At 72.0% G+C, this 20863-nt stretch carries 19 protein-coding genes; 5 read left to right on the forward strand and 14 right to left on the reverse strand.

All coding sequences use genetic code 11. The annotated features are described in order from the left end of the window. Window position 1: 1 nt before the first annotated feature. From Ato02nite_RS05345 to Ato02nite_RS05375, 7 genes are all read right to left on the reverse strand, one after another. On the reverse strand, window positions 2-451 hold the full coding sequence (locus tag Ato02nite_RS05345) for a SitI3 family protein (RefSeq protein ID WP_213005247.1): 450 nt from the start codon (window positions 449-451) through the stop codon (window positions 2-4). An 11-nt stretch (window positions 452-462) separates the two neighbouring features. After that, the gene (locus Ato02nite_RS05350) at window positions 463-864 is read right to left on the reverse strand and encodes a CdiA C-terminal domain-containing protein (RefSeq protein WP_213005264.1); all 402 of its coding nucleotides are present in this window, start codon (window positions 862-864) and stop codon (window positions 463-465) included. Window positions 865-1103: 239 nt separating this feature from the next. After that, entirely contained in the window at window positions 1104-1805 is a 702-nt protein-coding gene (locus Ato02nite_RS05355; RefSeq protein WP_213005248.1) for a WXG100 family type VII secretion target, read from the reverse strand. After that, window positions 1802-2116 (reverse strand): hypothetical protein, encoded by a 315-nt coding sequence (locus tag Ato02nite_RS05360; RefSeq protein WP_213005249.1) that lies wholly within the window; start codon window positions 2114-2116, stop codon window positions 1802-1804. The genes Ato02nite_RS05355 and Ato02nite_RS05360 overlap by 4 nt, the downstream gene beginning before the upstream one ends. Next, window positions 2109-2495 carry a YbaB/EbfC family nucleoid-associated protein gene (locus tag Ato02nite_RS05365; RefSeq protein WP_213005250.1) on the reverse strand — a complete coding sequence of 129 codons (387 nt, stop codon included), beginning with the start codon at window positions 2493-2495 and terminating at the stop codon, window positions 2109-2111. Before Ato02nite_RS05365 ends, Ato02nite_RS05360 begins: the two co-directional genes overlap by 8 nt. Before the next feature lie 42 nt (window positions 2496-2537). After that, window positions 2538-4205: a putative bifunctional diguanylate cyclase/phosphodiesterase gene (locus Ato02nite_RS05370; RefSeq protein WP_213005251.1), complete on the reverse strand. Its 1668-nt coding sequence runs from the start codon at window positions 4203-4205 to the stop codon at window positions 2538-2540. Window positions 4206-4222: 17 nt separating this feature from the next. Then, window positions 4223-5032: an SAM-dependent methyltransferase gene (locus Ato02nite_RS05375; RefSeq protein ID WP_213005252.1), complete on the reverse strand. Its 810-nt coding sequence runs from the start codon at window positions 5030-5032 to the stop codon at window positions 4223-4225. Window positions 5033-5111: 79 nt separating this feature from the next. On the opposite strand from Ato02nite_RS05375, the gene Ato02nite_RS05380 reads away from it, so the two are divergent. Continuing rightward, on the forward strand, window positions 5112-6251 hold the full coding sequence (locus Ato02nite_RS05380) for an oxygenase MpaB family protein (protein WP_213005253.1): 1140 nt from the start codon (window positions 5112-5114) through the stop codon (window positions 6249-6251). 32 nt (window positions 6252-6283) lie between these two features. Further along, the gene (locus Ato02nite_RS05385) at window positions 6284-7858 is read left to right on the forward strand and encodes a GGDEF domain-containing protein (protein ID WP_213005254.1); all 1575 of its coding nucleotides are present in this window, start codon (window positions 6284-6286) and stop codon (window positions 7856-7858) included. Here the strand turns inward: Ato02nite_RS05385 and Ato02nite_RS05390 are convergent. Next, window positions 7839-8705 carry an alpha/beta hydrolase fold domain-containing protein gene (locus Ato02nite_RS05390; protein WP_246606138.1) on the reverse strand — a complete coding sequence of 289 codons (867 nt, stop codon included), beginning with the start codon at window positions 8703-8705 and terminating at the stop codon, window positions 7839-7841. The two genes, Ato02nite_RS05385 and Ato02nite_RS05390, sit on opposite strands and share 20 nt — an antisense overlap. Before the next feature lie 86 nt (window positions 8706-8791). Then, the gene (locus Ato02nite_RS05395) at window positions 8792-9946 is read right to left on the reverse strand and encodes an acyl-CoA dehydrogenase family protein (RefSeq protein WP_213005255.1); all 1155 of its coding nucleotides are present in this window, start codon (window positions 9944-9946) and stop codon (window positions 8792-8794) included. Window positions 9947-10035: 89 nt separating this feature from the next. On the opposite strand from Ato02nite_RS05395, the gene Ato02nite_RS05400 reads away from it, so the two are divergent. Together Ato02nite_RS05400 and Ato02nite_RS05405 are read left to right on the forward strand one after the other, a co-directional pair. Then, on the forward strand, window positions 10036-11403 hold the full coding sequence (locus Ato02nite_RS05400) for a UDP-glucose dehydrogenase family protein (protein ID WP_246606141.1): 1368 nt from the start codon (window positions 10036-10038) through the stop codon (window positions 11401-11403). 133 nt (window positions 11404-11536) lie between these two features. Beyond that, window positions 11537-16852 carry an SCO7613 C-terminal domain-containing membrane protein gene (locus Ato02nite_RS05405; protein ID WP_213005256.1) on the forward strand — a complete coding sequence of 1772 codons (5316 nt, stop codon included), beginning with the start codon at window positions 11537-11539 and terminating at the stop codon, window positions 16850-16852. Between the two features lie 4 nt (window positions 16853-16856). Here Ato02nite_RS05405 and Ato02nite_RS05410 read toward each other — a convergent pair whose 3' ends face one another. The 4 genes from Ato02nite_RS05410 to Ato02nite_RS05425 are packed head-to-tail and all read right to left on the reverse strand — an operon-like array spanning window position 16857 to window position 19424. Beyond that, window positions 16857-17321: a hypothetical protein gene (locus Ato02nite_RS05410; RefSeq protein WP_213005257.1), complete on the reverse strand. Its 465-nt coding sequence runs from the start codon at window positions 17319-17321 to the stop codon at window positions 16857-16859. 39 nt (window positions 17322-17360) lie between these two features. Continuing rightward, complete coding sequence (locus Ato02nite_RS05415; protein ID WP_213005258.1) at window positions 17361-17774, reverse strand: glutaredoxin domain-containing protein; 414 nt, start codon at window positions 17772-17774, stop codon at window positions 17361-17363. A gap of 9 nt (window positions 17775-17783) precedes the next feature. Continuing rightward, the gene (gene purE / locus Ato02nite_RS05420; RefSeq protein ID WP_213005259.1) at window positions 17784-18281 is read right to left on the reverse strand and encodes a 5-(carboxyamino)imidazole ribonucleotide mutase; all 498 of its coding nucleotides are present in this window, start codon (window positions 18279-18281) and stop codon (window positions 17784-17786) included. After that, window positions 18282-19424: a 5-(carboxyamino)imidazole ribonucleotide synthase gene (locus Ato02nite_RS05425; RefSeq protein WP_213005260.1), complete on the reverse strand. Its 1143-nt coding sequence runs from the start codon at window positions 19422-19424 to the stop codon at window positions 18282-18284. Between the two features lie 122 nt (window positions 19425-19546). On the opposite strand from Ato02nite_RS05425, the gene Ato02nite_RS05430 reads away from it, so the two are divergent. Next, complete coding sequence (locus Ato02nite_RS05430) at window positions 19547-20086, forward strand: Uma2 family endonuclease (protein WP_246606142.1); 540 nt, start codon at window positions 19547-19549, stop codon at window positions 20084-20086. Here the strand turns inward: Ato02nite_RS05430 and Ato02nite_RS05435 are convergent. Then, a partial coding sequence (locus Ato02nite_RS05435; RefSeq protein WP_498371280.1) for a YyaL domain-containing protein occupies window positions 20083-20863 on the reverse strand: 781 nt, incomplete at its 5' end. The genes Ato02nite_RS05430 and Ato02nite_RS05435 overlap by 4 nt on opposite strands.

Consider the following 20863-nt stretch of genomic DNA (forward strand, 5'->3'; position numbering starts at 1 on the left):
CCTACCCAGGAATCAGCTGATCAGCCGCGGGATGAAAGGACCACCAAGCGCCGCGCCGATGCTTGGCCACCACGCCGTCGAGCCGGGAAAGCAAAAGGATGTCGCCGTTCAGAACGAGGGCGGCGTCCTGTTCGCCGGCCGCGAGGACGCGTTGCACTGCGGAGAGGACATTGTCGATCGCCGTCGGACGGTCAGCCTCTTTGTCGAGGCGGAACGCGACCAGAACGAACGTCTCCGGTTCCCATTCCCAGCCGCCGTCGTCGGTCACCACGTCGATGTAGGCGTTCTCGCCGGAGGTCACCACGACGTCGTAGCCGTATTTCTCGTCGAGGTCGGCCGTGAGGAACGGCACCGTTCCAGTAGGACGATCGTCGAGCGCGGGAAAGGCCCATTGCGCCACCACCTCTACCGGTGGATTCCCGGCAAGGTACAGGTTGTAGTCGATGGCCACGGTCCATGCTCTCAATCTGTTCCGCTGGGCAGGTCGATCTGGATGACGTCGCCGTTGCGGGTGATCACTTTCAGCTCTTTGAGACCCGCGATCGGCCAATCGCTGAACTGCTTCCGGAGAGCGGCCAGATCGCCGGCCCAGTCTGCCAGGTTCACCACAGCGCGCTGAGTCTGCCGCAGGATCACCACCTTCTCGATGACCTGCGAATGAATGCCACGGACGTTCTTGTCCGGCTTGGTGGGTGAGTAGCAATCGAAGACTCGGCCCTCGATGAGATAGTCCGGCTTCGACCGTGGATTGCCGATGTCGCCGGTGGCTTGCCGGGCCGCGGCGACCTCGCTTCGCGTCGGGTTTTGCTGCACCTGGTAACCGTGATCGGCGAGCGTCACGGCCGCCTCGTTCTCGAGCTCGATGGATCGCCGGACCTCCGCATCGTCACCGCGCTGGGGACGCGTCGGAGGACCGGTCGGCCTGCCGCCGGTTTCCCTCGTCTGCCGGGTGATCAGGTGATTTGTTTGCTGGCTAGGTCGGCCCGCCCGGGCCGCCTCGCCGATCTCGTCGTGTGCTGCCTGCACACTCCGCGCCGCCGGCCGGGCACTCCTCGGCCTTTCCGGAAGGCTCTCGTCGTGTCCGCGGCTCTTCGGCGGCACGGTTATCCCTCGAGCAGCTGGGTGAGGTTTCGCAGGCTGGTTACCAAGGACGTCGTGTAGCCCAGGATGCGGCCGGCCCACTTCACGACCGCGGCCATTATCTGGGCGGCCACCACCGGGATCGTGACTACCAGGAGGGACTCCGCGGCCCAGACGATCACTCGGGCCACCAGGTCGGCGATCAGGTCTCGGACCAGGTCTCGGGTGAAGTGCACCAGGTTGCCCGCGGCCTCGGTGGCACTGGACATCGTGGCGGCCAGGACGCTCAGGCCGTCCAGGGCCTCCACATTGTTGGTCATCAGGCCCTGGTAGGAATCGGCGGCCGGGCCCTGCCAGTCCGGCAGGTCCGAGAGCAGGGACGATTTCAGGTCGGCGGCCATCGACTGGATTTCGGCGGCCATCCTGGTCCATGTCTCGGCGTGGGCCATCACCCGGTCGGGGATGCCGGCCAGGTTGTCGAGCATCTCGCGCAGGGGCTCGAAATACTCCATCGCCCAGCCGAGGCCGTTGGACAGCAGGGCACTCACCGGGTCGAGCACGGTGGCCGCCGCCTCCACCGCGAACGCACCGCCGGCCAGTGCGCCCTCGACCCAGCTGCCGCTCTGCACCGACTGGTGGACGCCTTGGAAGCTGTCGGCCAGCGACGCCCCGCTCCACGCCGTGCGGGTGGAGCGCACGTCGGCGACCAGCGAAACGTCGGTCACCGTGGGCCTCCGGCGTGGCGGATCCGGTCGGCGGCGGTTTGGTCGGCGTGGTCGTAGTCGTCGCCGGTGCGGACCAGTGCTTCGGCGGCCAGGCGCAGGTTTTCCTCGACGTACGCCAGCAATTCGTCCTGTCGGCCGTGCCGGCGTTCGAGGATCGCGGAGATCCAGCCGCACAGTCGGCCGTAGGCCGCGTCGTCCTGGCTGATGGCGGCGCTCGCGCCGCGCACCGCGGTGAAGCGGGTGCGGAGTGCGTCGATCTTGGCGGCGTGGGCCCGGATCTGCTCCGCGTCGGCGGCGAATCCGTCAGTCACGGTCGTCTCCGGTCAGCTGCTGGGTCATCCGCTCGGCGATGGCCCGGCCGGCGACCGAGTCGTCGCCGACGGTCTCCGCGATGATTTTCTGGGTCGACGCGGCGGCCGACTGCCGGGCCGCGCGCAGCGCGTTCAGCACGGCGCGGGCGACGGCGTCGGGCGCCACGCGCTGGATGCGGTCGCCGAACCGGATGTCGAGGAGGACGCCGGTCGAGTCGATGGTGACCTCGACGAGGTCGTTGTCGTCGGCGGCGGTCACCCGCAACGCGCCGAGCCGGTCGCTCATGGCCTGCGTGTCGGCCGCCATCCGGTCGATACGGCTCTTCCAATCGCGCAGGTAGCCTGCCGCGCCGTCCGGATCGAGAAGCCCGCCCACCATCCACGCCCCACTTCATGATCGACGATCGTGGATGGCTCGACGTTACCAATCGCGAGCAATCCGGAGACGCTGGGTGAGGACGGAGGCCGGCATCGGCCGGCCGAAGTGGAATCCCTGCCCGTGGTCGCAGCCCAGGTCGCGCAGCAGGCGTTCCTGGCCGGGGGTTTCGATGCCCTCGGCGGTCACGGTCATGCCGAGCGCATGGCACAGGCCGACGGTGTGCCGCAGCACCTCGGTGACGGCCGGGGCGCCGGCGTCGGTGATGAACTCGGCGGCCAGTTTCGCCGTCGTGACCGGCAGCCAGGACAGGGTGGCCAGGCTCGACCAGCCGGTGCCGAAATCGTCGAGGGCCAGGCGTACGCCCAGGTCTTTCAATTGCTGAAGGACCGCGTAGCCGTCGGTGAGCGCCGCGCTCTCGGTGATCTCCAGTTGGAGGTTGCCGGCCGGCAGGCCGGATCGATGCAGGATGTCGGCCACGTCGGCGGCGAGTGCCGGCTCACCGAGCTGCAGCGGCGAGAGGTTGACGCTGATCAGCAGGTCGTGGCCGGCCCGCCGCCACCGCGTGCCCTGACGGCAGGCCTGTTCGAGCAGGTGGCGGCCGAGCGGGCGGATCATGCCGGTGTGTTCGGCGAGGTTGATGAAGTCGGCCGGCAGGAGCAGACCGTCGGGTCGCTGCCAGCGGGCCAGCGTCTCGACACCGATGATCACGCGGTCGGTGAGGCGGTAGAGCGGCTGATAGTGGGCGACGAACTCGCCGCTCGCCAAAGCGGACGGAAGCGCGGCGGCGAGGCGGTGGCGCCGGCGTTCGGCCTCGGCCCGGCCGCTCTCGAAGACGGCGTGATCGCGGCGGTCGCGGCGGGCCCAGCCGAGCGCGAGCCGGGCGTCGCGCAGCCAGTGGTCGGGGTCGGCGCCGGCGGTGCGGGCCTCGACGAGGCCGGCCGTCACGTCGATGTACAACGCGTGGCCGTCGAGCGGGAACGGCGACTGCAGGGCGCGGCGGCAACGGTCGGCCAGCTTGATCACGTCGTCGGGGCCGGCCGTGTCGACGACCAGGGCGAACTGGTCATCGCCGACATGGGCGAGCACGTGGTCGCCGGCCAGCCGGTGCGCGACCGCGGTGAGCAGCTTGGCGATGTTGTCCTGGCCGAGGGTGTCGGACAGCTCCGCGTACCGGTCGATGCTCAGCAGGCACAGCCCGACCCGGCCGGTGGTGATTCCGGCCAGGTGCCGGCGGAGGTGCTGCGCGTTGGGCAGACCGGTGGCCGGGTCGTGCAGCAGCGCGTCCTGCAGCCGCTGTTGCAGGTCGGTCTGCACCCGCCGCCAGTGGATCTTCTCCGAGCGGTTCATCTGCTCGGCGGCACCGACCGCCGCGTCGCGCTGGGCGGTGACGAATCCGGTCACCAGCGTCTCCAGCAGGGCCGGAACGCGGGTCGGGTTACCGTCCACAAACGACGGCAGCCGCTCGGCCAGCAGGCGCACGGTCATGCCGATCACCGGCGGCGACGACATGCGCAGGTCGACCAGCTCGGCGCCGATGCGGTGGCCGACGGCCGGGTCGAACGGCTCGGCGCGCACCGCCGCGACCAGCTCCTCGAGCAGGTCGTGCAGGGCGGCTCGGGCGCGGGCGCGCACCCCCGGCACGAAGCCGGAGCGGGTCACCCCGCGCAGCCAATCGCCGGCGAGGGCCGCCAGATCCGGCGTTTGCCCCATGGGCTGCAGCCTTCCCCTCAGCGCTTGCGAGCCACGGCCACCAGCGCCGTCGGCTGCGGCGGATCGTCCGCCTCGTCGGGATCGGGATGCCAGTCGGCCGCACCCACCACCCCGGGCGGAACGATCTCGAAGTCGGACCCGATCAACTCGGTGACCTCCGCGGCATCGCGGATCACCACCGGAGTGGGTGTGCGTTCGTACAGCTTTCGCGCGCGTTCCTGCAGCTCCCGTCCCGCCGGGGTGACCTCCGGCCCGAGGTGCGAGACCACCAGGTAGCTGCCCGACACCATCGCGTCGCCGAGCCGCTTCATGATGCCGGCCGGGTCGGCCGAGTCGGGGACGAAATGCAGGACGGCGACGGTCAGCACCGCGACCGGCTCGGCGAAATCCAGCAGTTGCAGCACATCCGGGTGGTAGAGAATCGTCTCCGGGTCGCGCAGATCGCCCTCGATCACCCGGGCGTAGGGGTTGTCGGCGAGAAGGCTGCGGCTCTGCTGCACGGCGATCGGATCAATATCCACATACATCACCCGGGCTGCCGGGTTGGCCTCCTGTGCCACCTCGTGCACGTTTCCGAGCGTCGGAATGCCCGACCCGATGTCCAGGAACTGCCGCACTCCGGCCTCGGCGAGCCACCGCACGGCCCGCCCGAGGAACGCCCGATTGGTCCGCGCCACCAGCCCGGCCTCGGGAAACGCGGCCTCGGCCCGATGCCAGAAGTCCCGGTCGACCGCGAAGTTGTGCACCCCGCCGAGCGCGTAGTCGTAGACCCGCGACGCATCCGGGACGGTTATATCGACACCTTCCGGCACCCACCCGTAAGCCATCCGCCCATTCAAGTATGCAAATTGCATCAGGACAACCGGCCGAGTGGGTCCGGCACCGGGCGGAGCTTATCGTCGAGGTATGACCACGCCCACCCGCTTCGCCGCCGACAAGCGGTGGAGTGAGAAGGCCGCCCGCCCGCTGCGGATCTTCGCGGGACCGGGAGCCCGGCCGACCGAGGACGAGCTGGCCGCCCTGCGGACCGGCCTGACCCGACGGGACGAGCCGGCCGCGGCGCTGGTCAACGCCGTACGCGAAACGCCCGGCCTGGCCATCCGCGACCTGCACCGGGCCCTCGCCGCCGGACCCACCGCCGACGCCCCCGAGCCGTTCCGGTCGTTCTTCGACCTGGTCACGCAGCGGCCGGCGTGGGTCGACGACCGGCTGCTGGCCCGCGGGGCCGAGGCCTGCCGCGCCTTCGGGATGGACGCCGGCCTGGTCCTGGCCTACGGTTCGCTGCTCGGCGGCTACCGCACGGCGGCCGCCCTTGAGCCGCTGGTCCGCACCGGCCGGCTGACCGGCGGCGAGACCCTGCGCCGGATCAAGGAGACGTCGATCTGGTGGCGCGCGGTGACCGCGCCCGGCGGCCTCGCCCCCGACGGCGAGGGGTTCCGGCTCTCCATCCACGTGCGGGTCATGCACGCCCTGGTCAACGCCCAGCTGGAGGCCGACCCGACCTGGGACTGGTCCGGGCGCGGCATGCCCATCAACCAGTACGACCAGGCCAGCACCCTGGGCGTGTTCAGCACCAGCTTCCTGATGCATCTGCGCCTGCTCGGCGTACGCGTCTCCGGCCCGGACGCCGCGGCGGTGATGCACCTGTGGTCGTACGTCGGCTGGTTGATGGGCGTCGAAGACGCCTGGCTTCCGCGCACCGAGCGGGCGGGCCGTCGCCTGCTGTACCACTTCCTCTCGAACGACCCGCCGCCCGACGCCAACTCGGTCGCCCTGGCCAGGGCCCTGATCGAGATGACGGACGATCGGTGGGAGCGCGAGCGCGCCCTCTCGGTGAGCACCTGGCTGCTGGGCCGGCACGCCATGCGCGACCTGGGCCTCCCCTATCGCCTCCCGTGGTACGGCCTGACCCGGGTGGCGGCGAACCTGCTGGTCAGCCAGGGCCTCGGTCGCCTGCCGGGCGGCCGGAAGCTCCTGCTGGCCCGCGGCGAACGCCAGGCGCGCGCCCAGTTCGCGAGATGGGATGAGCGGGCTCGGTTTCACTAAAGGTGCGAGACGGTTGGCCGATAGGCCGGGGCATGGCAACACTGGCAATGGCGGCGCTGTTCGCCGTCGCCATCCTCATCGCGGCGTCCCTCACGGTGATCGCGTGGCGGCGCCGGCGCGAGGGCGCCGGTTTCGCCGCCATCGCCGCGATCGCCGCCGGCGCGACCTGGTGGTCGCTGGCCACCACGATTCCGCTGTTCAGTCGCGACCCCACCGTGGTGATGGTGGCCATCTCGCTGCTGTACCCCGGCGTCTACCTGGTGGTGGGCGGCTGGTGGGCGACCTCTCGCGCGCTGACGAACCGGTTCTGGCGGCTCGATCGGCGCAGTGCGCTCCTGCTGAGCATCGAACCGGCGCTGGCCACGATCGCGATCATCACCAACCCCTGGCATCACCTGTTCATCGAGCACGTCCAGCCCACCGCGATCGACGGCGCCTACGCCGCGACGTTCGGCCCGCTGTTCTGGGTGCACACCGTCTACTGCTACGTCCTGGTCGTGATCTCGGCGGTCACGGTGTTCCGGATGTACATCCGGCAGACCGGCCGGTACCGCGGCTACCTGCTCGCGATCATCGCGCTCCTCCCCGCGTCGGTGATCAACCTGACCGGCATCCTGGCCGGTGGGCGCCTCGTCGACCTGACCGCGTGCGGCTTCGCGCTGAGCGCCCCGACCATGTACTGGGTGGCCCGGCACTCCACGCCGGCGCTCGCCCCGGTGGTGCACCGCGAGGTCTTCCAGAACATGACCGACCCGGTCCTGGTCATCGACCCCGCGCACCGGCTCGTCGAGGCCAACCCGGCGGCGGCCGGCCTGCTCGCCCGGCTCGGGATCTCCGACGACGACGTGGCCCGCAACATCGAGGTGCTGCTGAGCCAGCTGCCCGAGAACGCCGAGGGCGATTACGTCCTGCGCAACGTGCGCGGTGTCGGCATGGACCTCAACGTCCGGGTGAGCCCGCTGCTCAGCCGCAACGGTGAGCCGGCCGGTTCCATCCTGGTCGCCCACGACATCACCGAGCAGACCCGGCAGACCGAGCAGCTGCGCATGCAGCTCGCCACGATCGAGGCACTGCAGGCCAGCCTGGCCGAGCAGGCCGCCCGGGACTACCTGACCGGCCTCTACAACCGCCGGCATCTGATGACCGAGCTGGCCTCGGCGCTGGAGGGCGGAACCGGGTTCACCTTCGTGCTGCTGGACATCGACTTCTTCAAGAAGATCAACGATGAGTACGGCCACAACACCGGCGACGACGTGCTGGTCAACGTGGCAAGCCGGTTGATCAGCACGCTACGACCGGGTGACGTGGCCGCCCGCTACGGCGGCGAGGAGTTCGCGCTGCTGCTGCACGGCCTGTCCGCTGGGGAGGCGACGGCCTGGGTGGACGGCCTGCGGCACGCGGTCGCGTCGACGCCGATGCGGGTCAACGACGCCGACGTCGCGGTGACCTTCAGTGCCGGAGTGGCCGCCGGCGACGGTTACCGCTGCCCGGTGAGCCTGATCGACGACGCCGACCAGGCGCTTTACGTGGCCAAGGCGAACGGCCGGAACCGGGTGGAACAGGCCACCCGGCATCTCGCCCGCGGGGTCAGCGCAGCCAGGCCGTGAGGCGCTCGATCGTGCGGATCGCGGCCGGGTCACCGGTCTCGTTGAGATAGCCGTGCGCGGTCCCCCGCTCCCGGACCACCGTCACGTCGACGCCGGCCAAGGCCAGCTCGGCGGCAAAACCCTCGCCGGACATGCGCAGGCGGTCCGCTTCCGCATTGATGATGTACGTCGGGGAAAGCCCACGCAGACCATGACCCGCCGGGTAGACATACGGATCGTCCAGTGACCCGCCGGCATAGTTCTCGTTGATCGCCTTCATCGCCGCCGGCGGGAACGTCAGGAACGCCGGCGGCCCCGCCAGCATCGCCCCCAGCTCCTCATCGGCTTCCGGCACGTCGGCATGCAACACCGGATAAACCAGGAAAACCGAAGCCGGCCGTACGCCGTCCCGGTCCCGCAGCCGCATCGCCGCGCCGGCGGCCAGGTTGCCACCCGCGCTGGCACCCCCGATCGACACCCGTCCCGGGTCCGCACCGAGCGGCCCCGCGGTCGCGACGGCCCAGTCGAACGCGGCCACGACCTGCAACGACGCCACCGGAAAGCGAGCCCGCGGAGCGTCCGAGACGGGCGGCGGAGGCAGCGGCGCATCAGGCCCCGGCCCACCGGGCGGCATCAGCAGCGGAACCGCGTCGAGCGGCGCCAGCGTGTAATCCACCGACACCACCGCGACCCCACGCTCGGCCAGCTCCCGCCCGACCTGATCAGCCTCCGGCATGTCGAGGTCGCCGAACATGAACGCCCCGCCGTGCATCCAGACCAGCGCAGTCCCGCCCGGAGCCGTCGGCCGATAGGCCCGAACCCGGAACCCGTATCCCCCGGCCTCGAGCGCAACCTCGTCGATCTTCACCGACTCAGCGTATCCAGCCTGCTCAGTCGGTGCTGAGCCCGCTCAGCACGATCCTGGTCGGTGAGCAGCGACGAGTCTGTCGAGAATCAGTCCTTCAGGAGTTGCCGCGCCATCACGATGCGCTGGACCTGGTTCGTACCCTCGTAGATCTGGGTGATCTTGGCGTCGCGCATCATGCGCTCGACCGGGTAGTCGCGGGTGTAGCCGTACCCGCCGAGGAGCTGGACCGCGTCGGTGGTGATCTCCATGGCGGCGTCGGAGGCGAAGCATTTCGCCGCCGCGCCGAAGTAGGTCAGGTCGGGGTCGTTGCGCTCGCTCTTGCCGGCCGCCGCGTAGGTCAGCTGCCGCGCCGCCTCGAGCTTCATGCCCATGTCGGCCAGCATGAACTGGATGCCCTGGAAGTCGGCGATCGACTTGCCGAACTGCTTGCGCTCCTTGACGTAGCCCTTGGCGAAGTCGAGCGCGCCCTGGGCGATGCCGATGGCCTGGGCCGCGATGGTGACCCGGGTGTGGTCGAGCGTCTGCATGGCGGTCGCGAAGCCGGTGCCCTCGGCGCCGATGATCCGGCTGGCCGGGATGCGTACGTTGTCGAAGTAGACCTCTCGGGTCGGCGAGCCCTTGATGCCGAGCTTCTTCTCCGGCGCCCCGAACGAGACGCCCTCATCCGACTTCTCCACGACGAAAGCGGAGATCCCCCGAGACCGCAAGGAAGGGTCGGTCACCGCGAACACCGTGTAGAACTCGGAGACGCCGGCGTTGGTGATCCACCGCTTGACGCCGTTGAGCACCCAGAAGTCACCGTCGCGCACGGCCCGCGTGGTCATCGAGGCGGCGTCCGAGCCGGCCTCGGGCTCGGACAGGCAGTAGGAGAACATCGCCTCGCCGGAGGCGACCTTCGGCAGGTAGGCCTGCTTGATCTCGTCCGAGCCGGAGAGAATCAGCGGCAGCGAGCCGAGCTTGTTGACCGCGGGGATCAGCGACGACGAGGCACAGGCCCGTGCCACCTCCTCGATCACGATCGCGGTGGCCAGGGCGTCCGCGCCGGCACCGCCGTACTCGACGGGGATGTGCGGGGCGTGGAAGTCGGAGGCGCGGAGGGCGTCGTAGGACGCCTTGGGGAACTCGCCGGTCTCGTCGGCCTCGGCGGCGTTGGGCGCCACTCGCGCGTCGCAGACCTCGCGCACCGCGGCGCGGATGGTCTCGTGGTCCTCCGGCAGCCGGTAGACGTCGAACTCAGACATGACGGTGGCCCTTTCCATCGGCGATTCCCCGCCGCTATGTTACTGGCGCGTAGCGCTCGCCCACCAGAGGCCGGATCGTTAACCGGGATGTGACACTTCCCCGCCTGTCGTTCCTGGGTACCGGCTATCTGGGCGCGACGTACGCCATCTGCTTCGCCGAGCTCGGATACGAGGTTCTCGGCGTCGACGTCGACGACGTCAAGATAGCCACGCTGGCGTCCGGCCGGGTGCCGTTCCACGAGCCCGGCCTCGACGACCTGCTGCGCCGCAACCTGGCCGCCGGGCGGTTGCGCTTCAGCACCTCCTACGAGGAGGCCGCCGAGTTCGCCGACGTGCACTTCATCTGCGTGGGCACGCCACAGCGAGCGGACGGCATGAGCGCCGACCTGACGTACGTCGAAAGCGCCGTCACCAATCTCGCCCCGCTGTTACGCCGCCGGGCCTTGATCGTCGGCAAATCGACCGTGCCGGTCGGCACGGCTACCTGGGTGGAACAGCTGGTCGCCAAGCTGATCGACCCCGCGCTGGGCGTCGAGGTGGCCTGGTCGCCGGAGTTCCTCCAGGAGGGGTACGCCGTCGAGGACGTGCTCCGGCCCAATCGGATCGTGGCCGGCATCCGGTCGGAGTGGGCCAACGAGCTGTTCCGGGCCGCTCACAAGGGCGTCTTCGACCTGGCCGCCACCGAGGACCGCGACGTTCCGCTGGTAGTGACCGATTTCGCGACGGCCGAGCTGGTCAAGGTGGCCGCGAACGCGTTCCTGGCCACGAAGATCAGCTTCATCAACGCGATGGCCGAGGTCTGCGAGGTCGCCGGCGCCGACGTCACCCAGCTGGCCCGGGCGATCGGCTACGACCCGCGGATCGGCAACCGGTTCCTGCAGGCCGGGCTCGGTTTCGGCGGCGGCTGCCTCCCCAAGGACATCCGGGCCTTCCAGGCCCGGGCGCAGGAACTGGGCGCCGGCGAGGCGGTGCGCTTCCTGCACGAGGTCGATCTGATCAACACCCGGCGCCGGGGCCGGGTGCTGCAGATGGCGGCCGAGCTGCTGGAACGGCCGTCCGGCCCGGCCGGGCCGAACCTTTCCGGCACGACGGTGGCGGTGCTGGGCGCGGCGTTCAAGCCCAATTCCGATGACGTACGGGACGCGCCCAGTCTCGCGGCCGCGGCGGCGCTGGCGGCGGCCGGTGCGCAGGTTCGGGTGTACGACCCGCAGGCCATGGAGAACGCCCGCCGCGCGCAACCGCACCTCACCTACGCGCCGACTCTCGACGCCGCCGTCGCGGACGTCGCGCTGGTGGTGGTCGCCACCGAGTGGGCCGAGTTCCGCAACGCCGACCCCGTCCTGCTCGGCGGCCTGGTCGCGGCCCGCCGGATCATCGACGGCCGGAATTGCCTGGATCCGGCCCAGTGGTCCCGGGCCGGGTGGACCTATCGGGGGATGGGTCGCCCACCCGCGTAACAAGGTCGGCGGCGTTTCGCGCCCGTTTCCATAGATCTCCGCCCGCATGAGCCTGTTCTAATGAGGTGTCGTACCGGCATGCTCTAGTCATCCCCGGATGACTGGAAATGCCCGCGGGGGTCGAGGAGGTGCCGTGGCGCAGGCTGGACAGTCCGACAGCTACGACGAGGAGCTGGCCCGGATCGAGGCCTCCATCGCGGAACTGAAGATCCGCGATATGGCCGCGGCCAAGGAGCGTACGAACATCGCCGCCAAGATCCAGGCGGCGCAGTTCCAGCGGGACATCCTGTCCCACGCCAACCAGCAGGCCAAGGCGAAGAAGGCGGCCCGCACCAAGCGCCGCCGCCGGCCCGCCGAGGAGTTCTCGGCCCCGCCGCCGTCCGGCCGTGTCACCGCCGAGACCCCGCCGCCGCCCGGCCGCTTCACCGCCGAGGCTCCGCCGCCGCCTCCCGGCCGCTTCACCGCCGAAACTCCGCCGCCGCCGCCCGGCCAGGCCACCGCCGAGACTCCGCCGCCCCCGCCCGGCAGCACCCGGGTGGAGGACGCTCCGCCGCCCGCGCCCGGCGCCCGGCCGGCCGGTGCACCACCGCCGGCCCCCGGCCGGCCCCGCGCCACCGGCCCGCGCCCCGACTGGGCGCCCTCCGGTTCCGCCCACTCCGGCCCGCCCGGCGTCGCCACCGACGGCGTGACCACGCTGCTCGACGATCCGCCGCCGACCGAGCGGATCGGCCCACCGCCGCGCCGGGCCGGGTTCACCGGCGGCGAGCAGCACCCGCACGCGCATCCGCCGGAGGCGTCCACCCAGTCCGTGCAGAACATCACGCTCGCGCTGGGCGCGCTGCTGATCGGTGTGGCCGCCGTGGTGTTCGCCGGGGTGGCGGTCAGCAACCCGTTCGCCCGCGCCGTGATCCTCGCCGTCTTCACCGCGATCGCGCTGGTGGTGGCCCCCGGCATCGCCCGACGCGACCTGAGCTCGACAGCCGAGACGGTGGCCGGTGTCGGCCTCGTGCTGCTGCCGATGACGCTGTGGGCGCTGCACGGCAGTGCCCTCGCCGGCGGCACCGGCGTCCCGGCCCCGCTCTATCTGGGCATCAGTTTCGCGGTCACCTCGGTGGCGAGCTTCCTCTACGCGACCGTGACCAAGCTGAGCGCGCCCCGGTACGCCACGGTGATCGCGTTGCAGCCGGTGCCGCTACTCCTGGCGTACCCGGCGATCCAGAGCCCGGCCGGCTGGGGCATGGCCCTGACCGTGGTCGCCGTGCTCGACCTCATGCTGCTCACCACGGTGATCAGCAGCGGCCGGCTGGTGCCGCAGTGGCCGGTCAACCGCCCGGTCGCCGCCGACCGGGAGGGCATGGCGCCCGGCGACCAGGACGCCTACGCGGCCGGTGCGGCCGATTTCGCCGCCGACGCCCCGCCGCGCCCCGAGTCGCTGCCCGAGGAACCGGACCTGATCCTGCAGGGGATGACCGGCCGGCGTCGCTGGCGGTGGCTGCCCACCCGCATCTTCCCCGGCCCGCGCCCGGCCGGCGCACCGGCCGCCGGCTCGGTGCCGGTGGCCCCGCCCGCCGCCCCGCCGTCCGCCGACTGGCTGCGCGAGATCACGTTCGCGCTGCTCTGCGTGGCCAGCGCGGGCGCCCTGCTCTACTCCGCGGTGGCGCTGCTGCAGGCCGAGGTGGTGCCCGACGCACTGCGCTCCGGCCTGGTCCTGGTGCTCGCCGCGCTGGCCGCCCTGGCCGCCGCGCGCCTGCTGAAAAACCTGCTGGCCCTCAACATCGCCGGCGGTGTGCTGACCCTGGCCCTGATCGGCTCGACCGCCCGGATCGCCGACGTGGTCTCGCCGCGCTGGACCCTGGTGGTGGCCGCGGCCACGATCGCCGTCATCGGCGCCCTGGTCGGGCTGCTCCCGCCGGCGATCCGGGTCGGACCGGAGATCGCGTCGGCGGTAGCGCTGGCGATCATCAGCGTCTTCCTCACCCTGGCCGGCCTGCGGGCCGCCCTGGCCCCGCTTCAGGCGGCCCGCCCGGTCTGGCACGCCGACACCGCGAACTACGCGCATCGGATCGCCGAGGCGGCCGGCGATGCCGGCTGGCTGCTGGCGTTCAGTGCGCTGCTGGTCACGTTCGCCGCCGCGCTGGCCCTGCCGCGCAGCGTGCGCCACGAGGGCGCGGTGATCGGCGTGGCCCTGACCGCACTGTCGGTGCCCGCCTCGCTGGGTCTGCGCTGGTCCGAGGCGCCGTGGCCGCTGGTGCTGGCCGCGATCGCGATCGGCGCGGCCGGCCTGGCCGCCGACACCCGCCGCGTCGCCATCACGCACGTCGCCGCGGCCGGCACGGTCGGCCTGTTCGGCGCGGGCGCCGCTCTCAGCGCGTCCTGGCTGACCGCGGCGGCGCTGACCGCCCTGGCCGGCGCGGGCGTGATGATCGCCGTCGCGGCCCGCCAGATCCCGTTCCGGCTGTACGCGTGGATGATCGGCGACTGGGCCTCCGGCGCCGCCGCCCTCGCCCTGCCCGGCGCCGCGGTGACGGCCGCGCTGGCCGTCTCCGACTCCGGCAACGGGCCGCCCCCCACCGAGTCGGTGACCGTGCCGGCGCTGGCCGTCGGCTTCCTGGCGGTGGCCGCCACCCTCAGCTACGCGGCCGTGTTCCAGGTGGCCCGCCGCGAGGTGAGTGTCCCGCTGACCGCGGGCACCGGCCTCGGCGCGGTCGCGCTGGCCGTCGCCGCCCTGCTGGCCCCGGGCGCCACCCCGCCCGACATCTGGGTGGGCGCACTGCTGCTGGTCGCGGCCGGCCTGCTGTTCTTCGCCAAGTCGATCGACAACGGCCGGCGCAGCGACCGCGTCCTGGACGGCCCCGACGTCGCGGCGGCCGCCGCCACCGTGGCGATCTGCGGTGCCCTGGCCCGGGTGTTCGCCCTGGCCTTCCCGAACGCCCCGCTCGCGGTGGCCGGCGTGGTCGTGCTGATCGTCGCGCTCGGCGTGGCGGTGCTGCCCGACGACTGGCGCCGCGGTCCCGCCCGCGGCCTGGCCGCCGCCGGTGCCGTGGTCGGCCTGATCGCGGGCTACCAGGCCCTGGCCGGTGGCCTGCGGGTGCTGACCCTGCACGGCCCGGTGTGGGCGGCCGACCTGAGCCAATACCCGACCACCTCGGAGCCGGGCGCCTGGCAGGCACCGTTCGCGCTGGTCGTACTGGCCATCGCGGCCGGTTTCGCCGCCCCGCGCCCCTGGTCGTACGCGATGTCCGCGGGCGCGGGCGCCCTGGCCGCGATCGGTGCCCCGTTCGCGCTCGGCCTGCCCTGGTGGTCCCCGCTGCTGGTCGGCGGTGCGGTAGCGGTGGCGTACGCGATGGCCGCCGTGGCCGCCACCGACCCGCGCGCCGCCATCTGCCGCGCGGCCGCGGCCGCCGCCGTGCTTCTGCACGCGGCCGGCGCGGGCCTGGCCCGCCCATGGTCCACCGCCCTGGCAATGCTGCTCATCGTGATGGTGGGCGCCCTGACCGCGGTGATGGCCCGCACCCCGGTGTCGGTGTCGGCGACCGAGGACGACGCCGCACCGCCCGGCCGCTTCTGGTCGTCCGCGGTCACCGAGGCCGACCTGGCCCGCGACGACACCGGCATGCCCCGGCACCGCGCCCAGATCGGCGGCGCCGCCACCGGTGCGGTGCTGCTGGCCCTGCCCGGCGTGTTCGCCGGTCTCGCCGCCGACCAGGGCAACGACGCCCAGGTGGTGCTCACCGCGGCACTGGCCGCGTCGGCGCTCAGCCTGGCCGTGCTGGGCGTGATCGCCCGCAAGATCCCGCAATACCTGCCGTGGGCCACGGTCGGCCTGGTGCTCGGCGCGACCTGCACCGCGTTCGCGTCGATCCCCACCCCCTACTCCACCGCTCTATACGCGGCGGCCGCCGCCCTGCTCGGCGTGATGGCCGAGCTGCTGCGCGGCGCCACCCCCGCCCCCGGCCTCACCGTCGCCCGCAACCGCTACTGGTCCGGTTCCCGCTACGAGTCCCAGCGCTGGACGAGCATGCGTCCGAGCGGCCTGCGCGGCCGCTGGCTGGTCGACCCGGCCACCAGCGCCGTGGTCCTGGCGCTGGTCCCGACGGTGCTGGCGCTCTTCTCGATCGCGCCGGCGCTGCGGGCCGCCCTGGTCGACCCGCTCCAGCAGATCCAGCACATCTGGGACGGCCCGATCCTCGCCCTCTCCCAGCCGTCCTCCGGCTACGTGGACGGCACCAGCGTGCTGGCCATCGTCCTGCTGACCGGCGCCGCGGCGCTGGCCGCGATCGGCTTCGGCGGCAAGGCGTCCGAGTCGGTGCCGGTGATCCTGCCCGGCATCGCCATCACCCTGCTGATCACCCCGATCGCGCTGCGCTTCCCGTTCCCGGCGGCGACCACCGCGGCCCTGCTCGTCTTCACCATCTCGATGCTGGGCCTGGCCCTCACCCCGCCACCGGCGGCGGCGCGGGCCTCGATGCTCCGTACGGTTCGCAACATCGTCTTCGTGATCGGCCTGCTGGCCGGCAACGCGGGCCTGGCCGGAAGCCTCGCCCAGCAGAAGATGACCCTGTTCACCCTGGGCAGCGCGGTCGGCGTCGGCCTGGTGGCCGCCCTGGCCGGCCGCTCGCAGATCGCCCGGGTCCTGGGCTGGTTGTTCGCCGCGGTCATGGCTCAGCTCTTCGTCCTGACCGTCGCGATCGCCGCCGGCATGGAGCGCTCCTGGGCAGCGTTCGGCGTCCTCGGGGTGGGCGCGGCCCTGCTCATCATCGAGGCCGCGGTCCCCCGGATGGGCCTGCCGCACTACCGCCCCGAGGCGACCACCGTCGAATGGGCCGGCTACACCTCGGCGGTCCTGGCCGGCGCCCTCGCCTACGACGCGCCCGCCCACCTGGCCGCGCTGCTGGCCGCGTGGGGTGCCGTCCTGGGCCTGGCGGCGTCCCGCACCGGCCGGTCGACCAACCAGCGGCGCCTGCTGTTCTGGCTGGCCATCGGCTTCGAGATCGTCGGCTGGTGGATGTTCATCGCCCTGGCCGACGTGGGCCTCCCGGAGGCCTACACGCTGCCGTTCGCCGCGCTGGCGCTGGCGGTCGGCGTGGTCGAGTCCCGCACCCGCGCGGAGTTGAGCAGCTGGGCCGCCTACGGCCCGGCGCTGCTGGCGGCGTTCGTCCCCACCATCGGCATCGTTCTGGCCGGCGACGGCGGCGACCTGCGCGAGGTGTGTCTTCTGCTGGGCGCGGTGGCCACGCTGATCGTCGGCTCGACCTACCGCCAGCAGGCCCCGGTGGTGGTGGGCGCGGTGGCAACGGTCTTCGCCGCCGTCCACTTCGCCGTGACCCTGGTCGGCCCCTGGCTGGTCCTGCTCCCGGTCGGCCTGATCCTGCTGATCTTCGGCGCCACCAACGAAAACCGCCGCCGCACCCGAGAGGGCCTGCGAGACGCCCTGGTCCGCCTCCGCTGACGCCTCACCGGATTTCGGTCCAGGTCAGCGCCTCGATGGCGGTGTCCACGGCACCGAGTCGAAAACCGCAGGGTGTGCCCGGGACGGCCGGCAGCACGGTCCGGCCGTTCGCGTCGGTCAGCGCCACGAACACCGGCACCTGATACATGGCCATGCAGACATCGTCGTCCGAGCCGCCGGTGGGCGGCGGCGTCCGGAGCGCCGCGACCAACCCGTCCAGCGAACCGGTCGCGCGCCGCGCGGCAACCCACCGGCCGCCGGTGCCGGGCGAGGCTCTCGACCCGATCAGGATGTCGTAGTTGCAGGCGACCGCCGAGACCGGCACGAAGTCGGCGGCGAGCGGCTCCCGCTCAGGACCGGCCGAGACACCCGCCTGCGGGCAGAAGTCGGCGGGCGCGGTCAGAAAAACCGGTGAGTCGTCACCGTCCGAACAACCGCCCGCCAGCGCCGCCACGAGCAGCAGCGGCATCCAGCGCCAGGAAAGACCCATACACGTGGGACGGCCGGATCACCGCGGGCGTTCCGTCAGCATCTCCAGGACCCGCGCCGGGGCCGGATTGACGAAACCCTCGCCGTGGTGGACGACCGTGGGCACCGTCTCGTCGCCGCCGGTGACGGCGCGCACGCTGGCCGCGCCGTCCGGGTCGGCCCAGATGTCGACCCAGTGCGCCCGGCGGGCGAAGGGTCCGACCCGGGCCCGCAGCCGCAGGCAGTAGGGGCAGCCCGGTCGCCAGTAGACGATCAGCCTGCCGTCCTGGGCGCTCAACTCACGGGCCGAGGCGTCGCTGACCGATCGCGGGAACGCTCGCGGCGAGGTCAGCGCGGCCAGCACGACGAACACCGCGCCGGTGATCACCGAGGAGAACGCGACCGCTAGGCCGGCGACGACGAGCAGACCGATCGACAGACCCCAGCGGCGCATACGCCGACCCTAGCCGAGCAGACTCTCCCGCAGCGCCGCGTCCTTCTGGGCGACCAGCTTCTCCAGGCTCGCCTGGAAGCCGGCCATCTTCTCGCGCAGCACCGGATCGGCGGCGCCGAGGATGCGCACGGCCAGCAGGCCGGCGTTGCGGGCGCCGCCGATGGAAACCGTCGCGACCGGCACCCCGGCGGGCATCTGCACGATCGACAGCAGCGAGTCCATCCCGTCGAGGTGCTTGAGCGGGACCGGCACCCCGACGACCGGCAGCGGCGTCAGGGCCGCCACCATGCCCGGCAGGTGGGCCGCACCGCCCGCGCCCGCGATGATGACCCGGATGCCCCGGCCGGCCGCCGACTCGGCGTAGTCGACCATCTTGCGCACCGTACGGTGCGCCGAGACGACCCCGACCTCGAACGGCACCTCGAACTCGGCCAGCGCGACCGCCGCCGCCTCCATGGTCGGCCAGTCCGAATCGCTGCCCATGATGATGCCGACCTGCGGGGTCATCTACTCGCCTTCCTGCAGCCACTTGGCGGCGCGGACGGCCCGAGCCCGCACCGAGGTCATGTCGTCGCCGAGCACGGTCACGTGCCCGATCTTGCGGCCCGGCCGGACCTGCTTGCCGTACAGGTGGACGCGGGCGCCCGGGTCGGCGGCGAACAGGTGGTGCAGCCGCTCGTCGATCGAGATGCCGCCGGGCTGTCCACCCAGGACGTTCGCCATCACCACGGCCGGGGCGGTCAGCGTCGTCGAACCCATCGGGTAGTCGAGGACGGCCCGCAGATGCTGCTCGAACTGGGAGGTGCGGGCGCCCTCGATCGTCCAGTGGCCGGAGTTGTGCGGCCGCATCGCGAGCTCGTTGACCACGATGCCGCCGTCGATCTCGAACAACTCGACGGCGAGCAGGCCGACCACACCGAGCGAGTTCGCCAGGTCGATCGCGAGCTGCTGAGCCTCGAGCGCCCGCGCCTCGGACAACCCCGGCGCCGGCGCCAACACCTCGACGCAGATGCCGTCCTGCTGCACGGTCTCGACCACCGGGTAGGCCGCGACCTGCCCGAACGGCGACCGCGCCACCAGGGCGGCGAGCTCCCGGCGCAACGGCACCCGCTCCTCGACGATCAGCGGCGTGCCGGTAGCGACCAGTTCGGCGGCCTGCTCCGGCGAGGAGAGCATCCAGACGCCCTTACCGTCGTACCCCCCTCGGGTGGCCTTGGCCACGACCGGCCAGGACCCGCCCGCGAAGCTTTCGATGTCGGCGGCCGTGGTGACGCGCCGCCAGCGCGGCACCGGCGCGCCCAGCGCGGCGAGCCGTTCCCGCATCAGCCCCTTGTCCTGCGCGAAGACCAGCGCCTTGGAGCCGGGGAAGATCTTGACGCCGTCGGCCTCGAGCGCCTCGATGTGCTCGGTCGGCACATGCTCGTGGTCGAAGGTGACCGCTTCGCAGCCCTTGGCGAACTCGCGCAACGCGGCGAGATCGGTGTGCGTGCCGATCCGCACATCGGCGGCCACCAGGGCGGCACTGTCGTCGGCTGTCACGCTGAGCACGCGCAGTGACTGGCCGAGGGAGATCGCAGCCTGGTGGGTCATCCGGGCCAGCTGGCCGCCGCCCACCATGCCGACTACGGGCAGACCGGTTCGGGTATCCATCGCCTGCCAAGCCTAGCGACGCCCCAGCTCAGCCCGCGCCGAGGGTTATCCACAGGCCTAAGCGATCAAGCTCGCCGCCGCCCTAACATCGCCTCATGAGCGCTGAAGCAGTCGGAAGGTACATGCCCGCCATCATCACGCTCGATGATCTTGCCGCCATGATTTCGTCTGATACGTCTGGTCGCCGATATGAGACGAGCCCGGAAGGAGTTCTCTCAGTCGTGCCCCCGCCCGACAGCGACCACGCCATCATCGCCAGTCGCCTGATGGGCTGGTTCTTCGCGGCCGGCGTGCCGCACAACCAGCTTCTGCAGGTTCTCGGCATCAGAATTCCGGGAGTCGAGGTCGACGGCGGCCGGATTCCCGACCTGACGGTCTGGGCCAAGCCACTCCCGTCGGGGACCGTTTATGCTCACACAACCGACCTCCTGCTGGCCATCGAGATCATCTCGCGCGGTTCCGAGGCCATCGACAAGGCAGTCAAACCAACGGAGTACGCGTCGGCCGGCATCCCGCACTACTGGACGGTGGCGCGGGACAACGCTGAGACCGTCACTCGGTTCCGTCTCGGGCCGGACGGCGCCTATCAGGAGGTCGGCCAGACACCGCTGGCCTGGCTCCTGCAGACGGCTCCCACCGACCACGTGCCGCTCCCGGGCTAGCCGGGCGCACCCAGACGGGTGATGAGCTCGTCCGGGTCGGTGAGGGGCCGATCGCAGACAAACCCGCGACAGACGTACGCGGTGGGCTGTCCGTCGCGGAGCGGGCGGTCGGCGAGCAGCGGCACGCCCGGCTGGTCCGGGCGGCCGGCGACGATCACCGTGCCCGGTGGGGCGTGCCGGTGGGCGGCGGCCACCAGCGGATCGTCCGGGTCGTCGGTGGCGATGGCGATGGCGATCTCGTACGGCCCGGTCAGCGCCGCCTCCGCGACGGTCGCCGAGTAACCGGCGAAGCGCGGATGCTGGGCGAACAGCGGCGCCACCTTCTCCAGCGCCGCGTCGGAGGCCGCCCGGTAGGAATGCTCGCCGGCCAGCGCCGCATAACCGACCAGCGCCGCACTGATCGCCGACAGCCCCGACGGGGTGGCGTTGTCGGTCGGATCGGCCGGGCGGGTGACCAGGCGTTCCGCATCGTCGGCGGTGTCGTAGAAGCCGCCGTCGCCGGTGCCGAAGTGCGCGAGCGCCACGTCCAGCAGCTCCTTCGCGAGGGTCAGCCAGCGACCGTCCGCGGTGATCTGGTGCACGGCCAGGAACCCCTCGGCCACGCAGCCGTAGTCCTCCAGCACGCCGACCGGCTCCCCCACCACGCCGTCCCGCGACACCCGGCGCAGCCGCCCGCCGACCAGGTGCCGGGTGGCGAGCACCTCGGCCAGCGCGATCGCCGCCGCGCGCGAGGCGGCCGCGCCGGTGAGCACGCCGTGCTCGGCGAGGGCGGTCACC

It is taken from the genome of Paractinoplanes toevensis, from assembly GCF_018332695.1.
In the GTDB taxonomy this organism is placed as follows: Bacteria; Actinomycetota; Actinomycetes; order Mycobacteriales; family Micromonosporaceae; genus Actinoplanes; species Actinoplanes toevensis.

Bases quoted from the DNA above. Each gene is read 5' to 3' on its own strand.
- Ato02nite_RS05365 (WP_213005250.1), bottom strand. From the start codon at position 2,495: ATGGTGGGCGGGCTTCTCGATCCGGACGGCGCGGCAGGCTACCTGCGC.
- Ato02nite_RS05370 (WP_213005251.1), bottom strand. From the start codon at position 4,205: ATGGGGCAAACGCCGGATCTGGCGGCCCTCGCCGGCGATTGGCTGCGC.
- Ato02nite_RS05375 (WP_213005252.1), bottom strand. From the start codon at position 5,032: ATGGCTTACGGGTGGGTGCCGGAAGGTGTCGATATAACCGTCCCGGAT.
- Ato02nite_RS05380 (WP_213005253.1), top strand. From the start codon at position 5,112: ATGACCACGCCCACCCGCTTCGCCGCCGACAAGCGGTGGAGTGAGAAG.
- Ato02nite_RS05385 (WP_213005254.1), top strand. From the start codon at position 6,284: ATGGCAACACTGGCAATGGCGGCGCTGTTCGCCGTCGCCATCCTCATC.
- Ato02nite_RS05395 (WP_213005255.1), bottom strand. From the start codon at position 9,946: ATGTCTGAGTTCGACGTCTACCGGCTGCCGGAGGACCACGAGACCATC.
- Ato02nite_RS05410 (WP_213005257.1), bottom strand. From the start codon at position 17,321: ATGCCGCTGCTGCTCGTGGCGGCGCTGGCGGGCGGTTGTTCGGACGGT.
- Ato02nite_RS05415 (WP_213005258.1), bottom strand. From the start codon at position 17,774: ATGCGCCGCTGGGGTCTGTCGATCGGTCTGCTCGTCGTCGCCGGCCTA.
- purE (WP_213005259.1), bottom strand. From the start codon at position 18,281: ATGACCCCGCAGGTCGGCATCATCATGGGCAGCGATTCGGACTGGCCG.
- Ato02nite_RS05425 (WP_213005260.1), bottom strand. From the start codon at position 19,424: ATGGATACCCGAACCGGTCTGCCCGTAGTCGGCATGGTGGGCGGCGGC.
- Ato02nite_RS05430 (WP_246606142.1), top strand. From the start codon at position 19,547: ATGCCCGCCATCATCACGCTCGATGATCTTGCCGCCATGATTTCGTCT.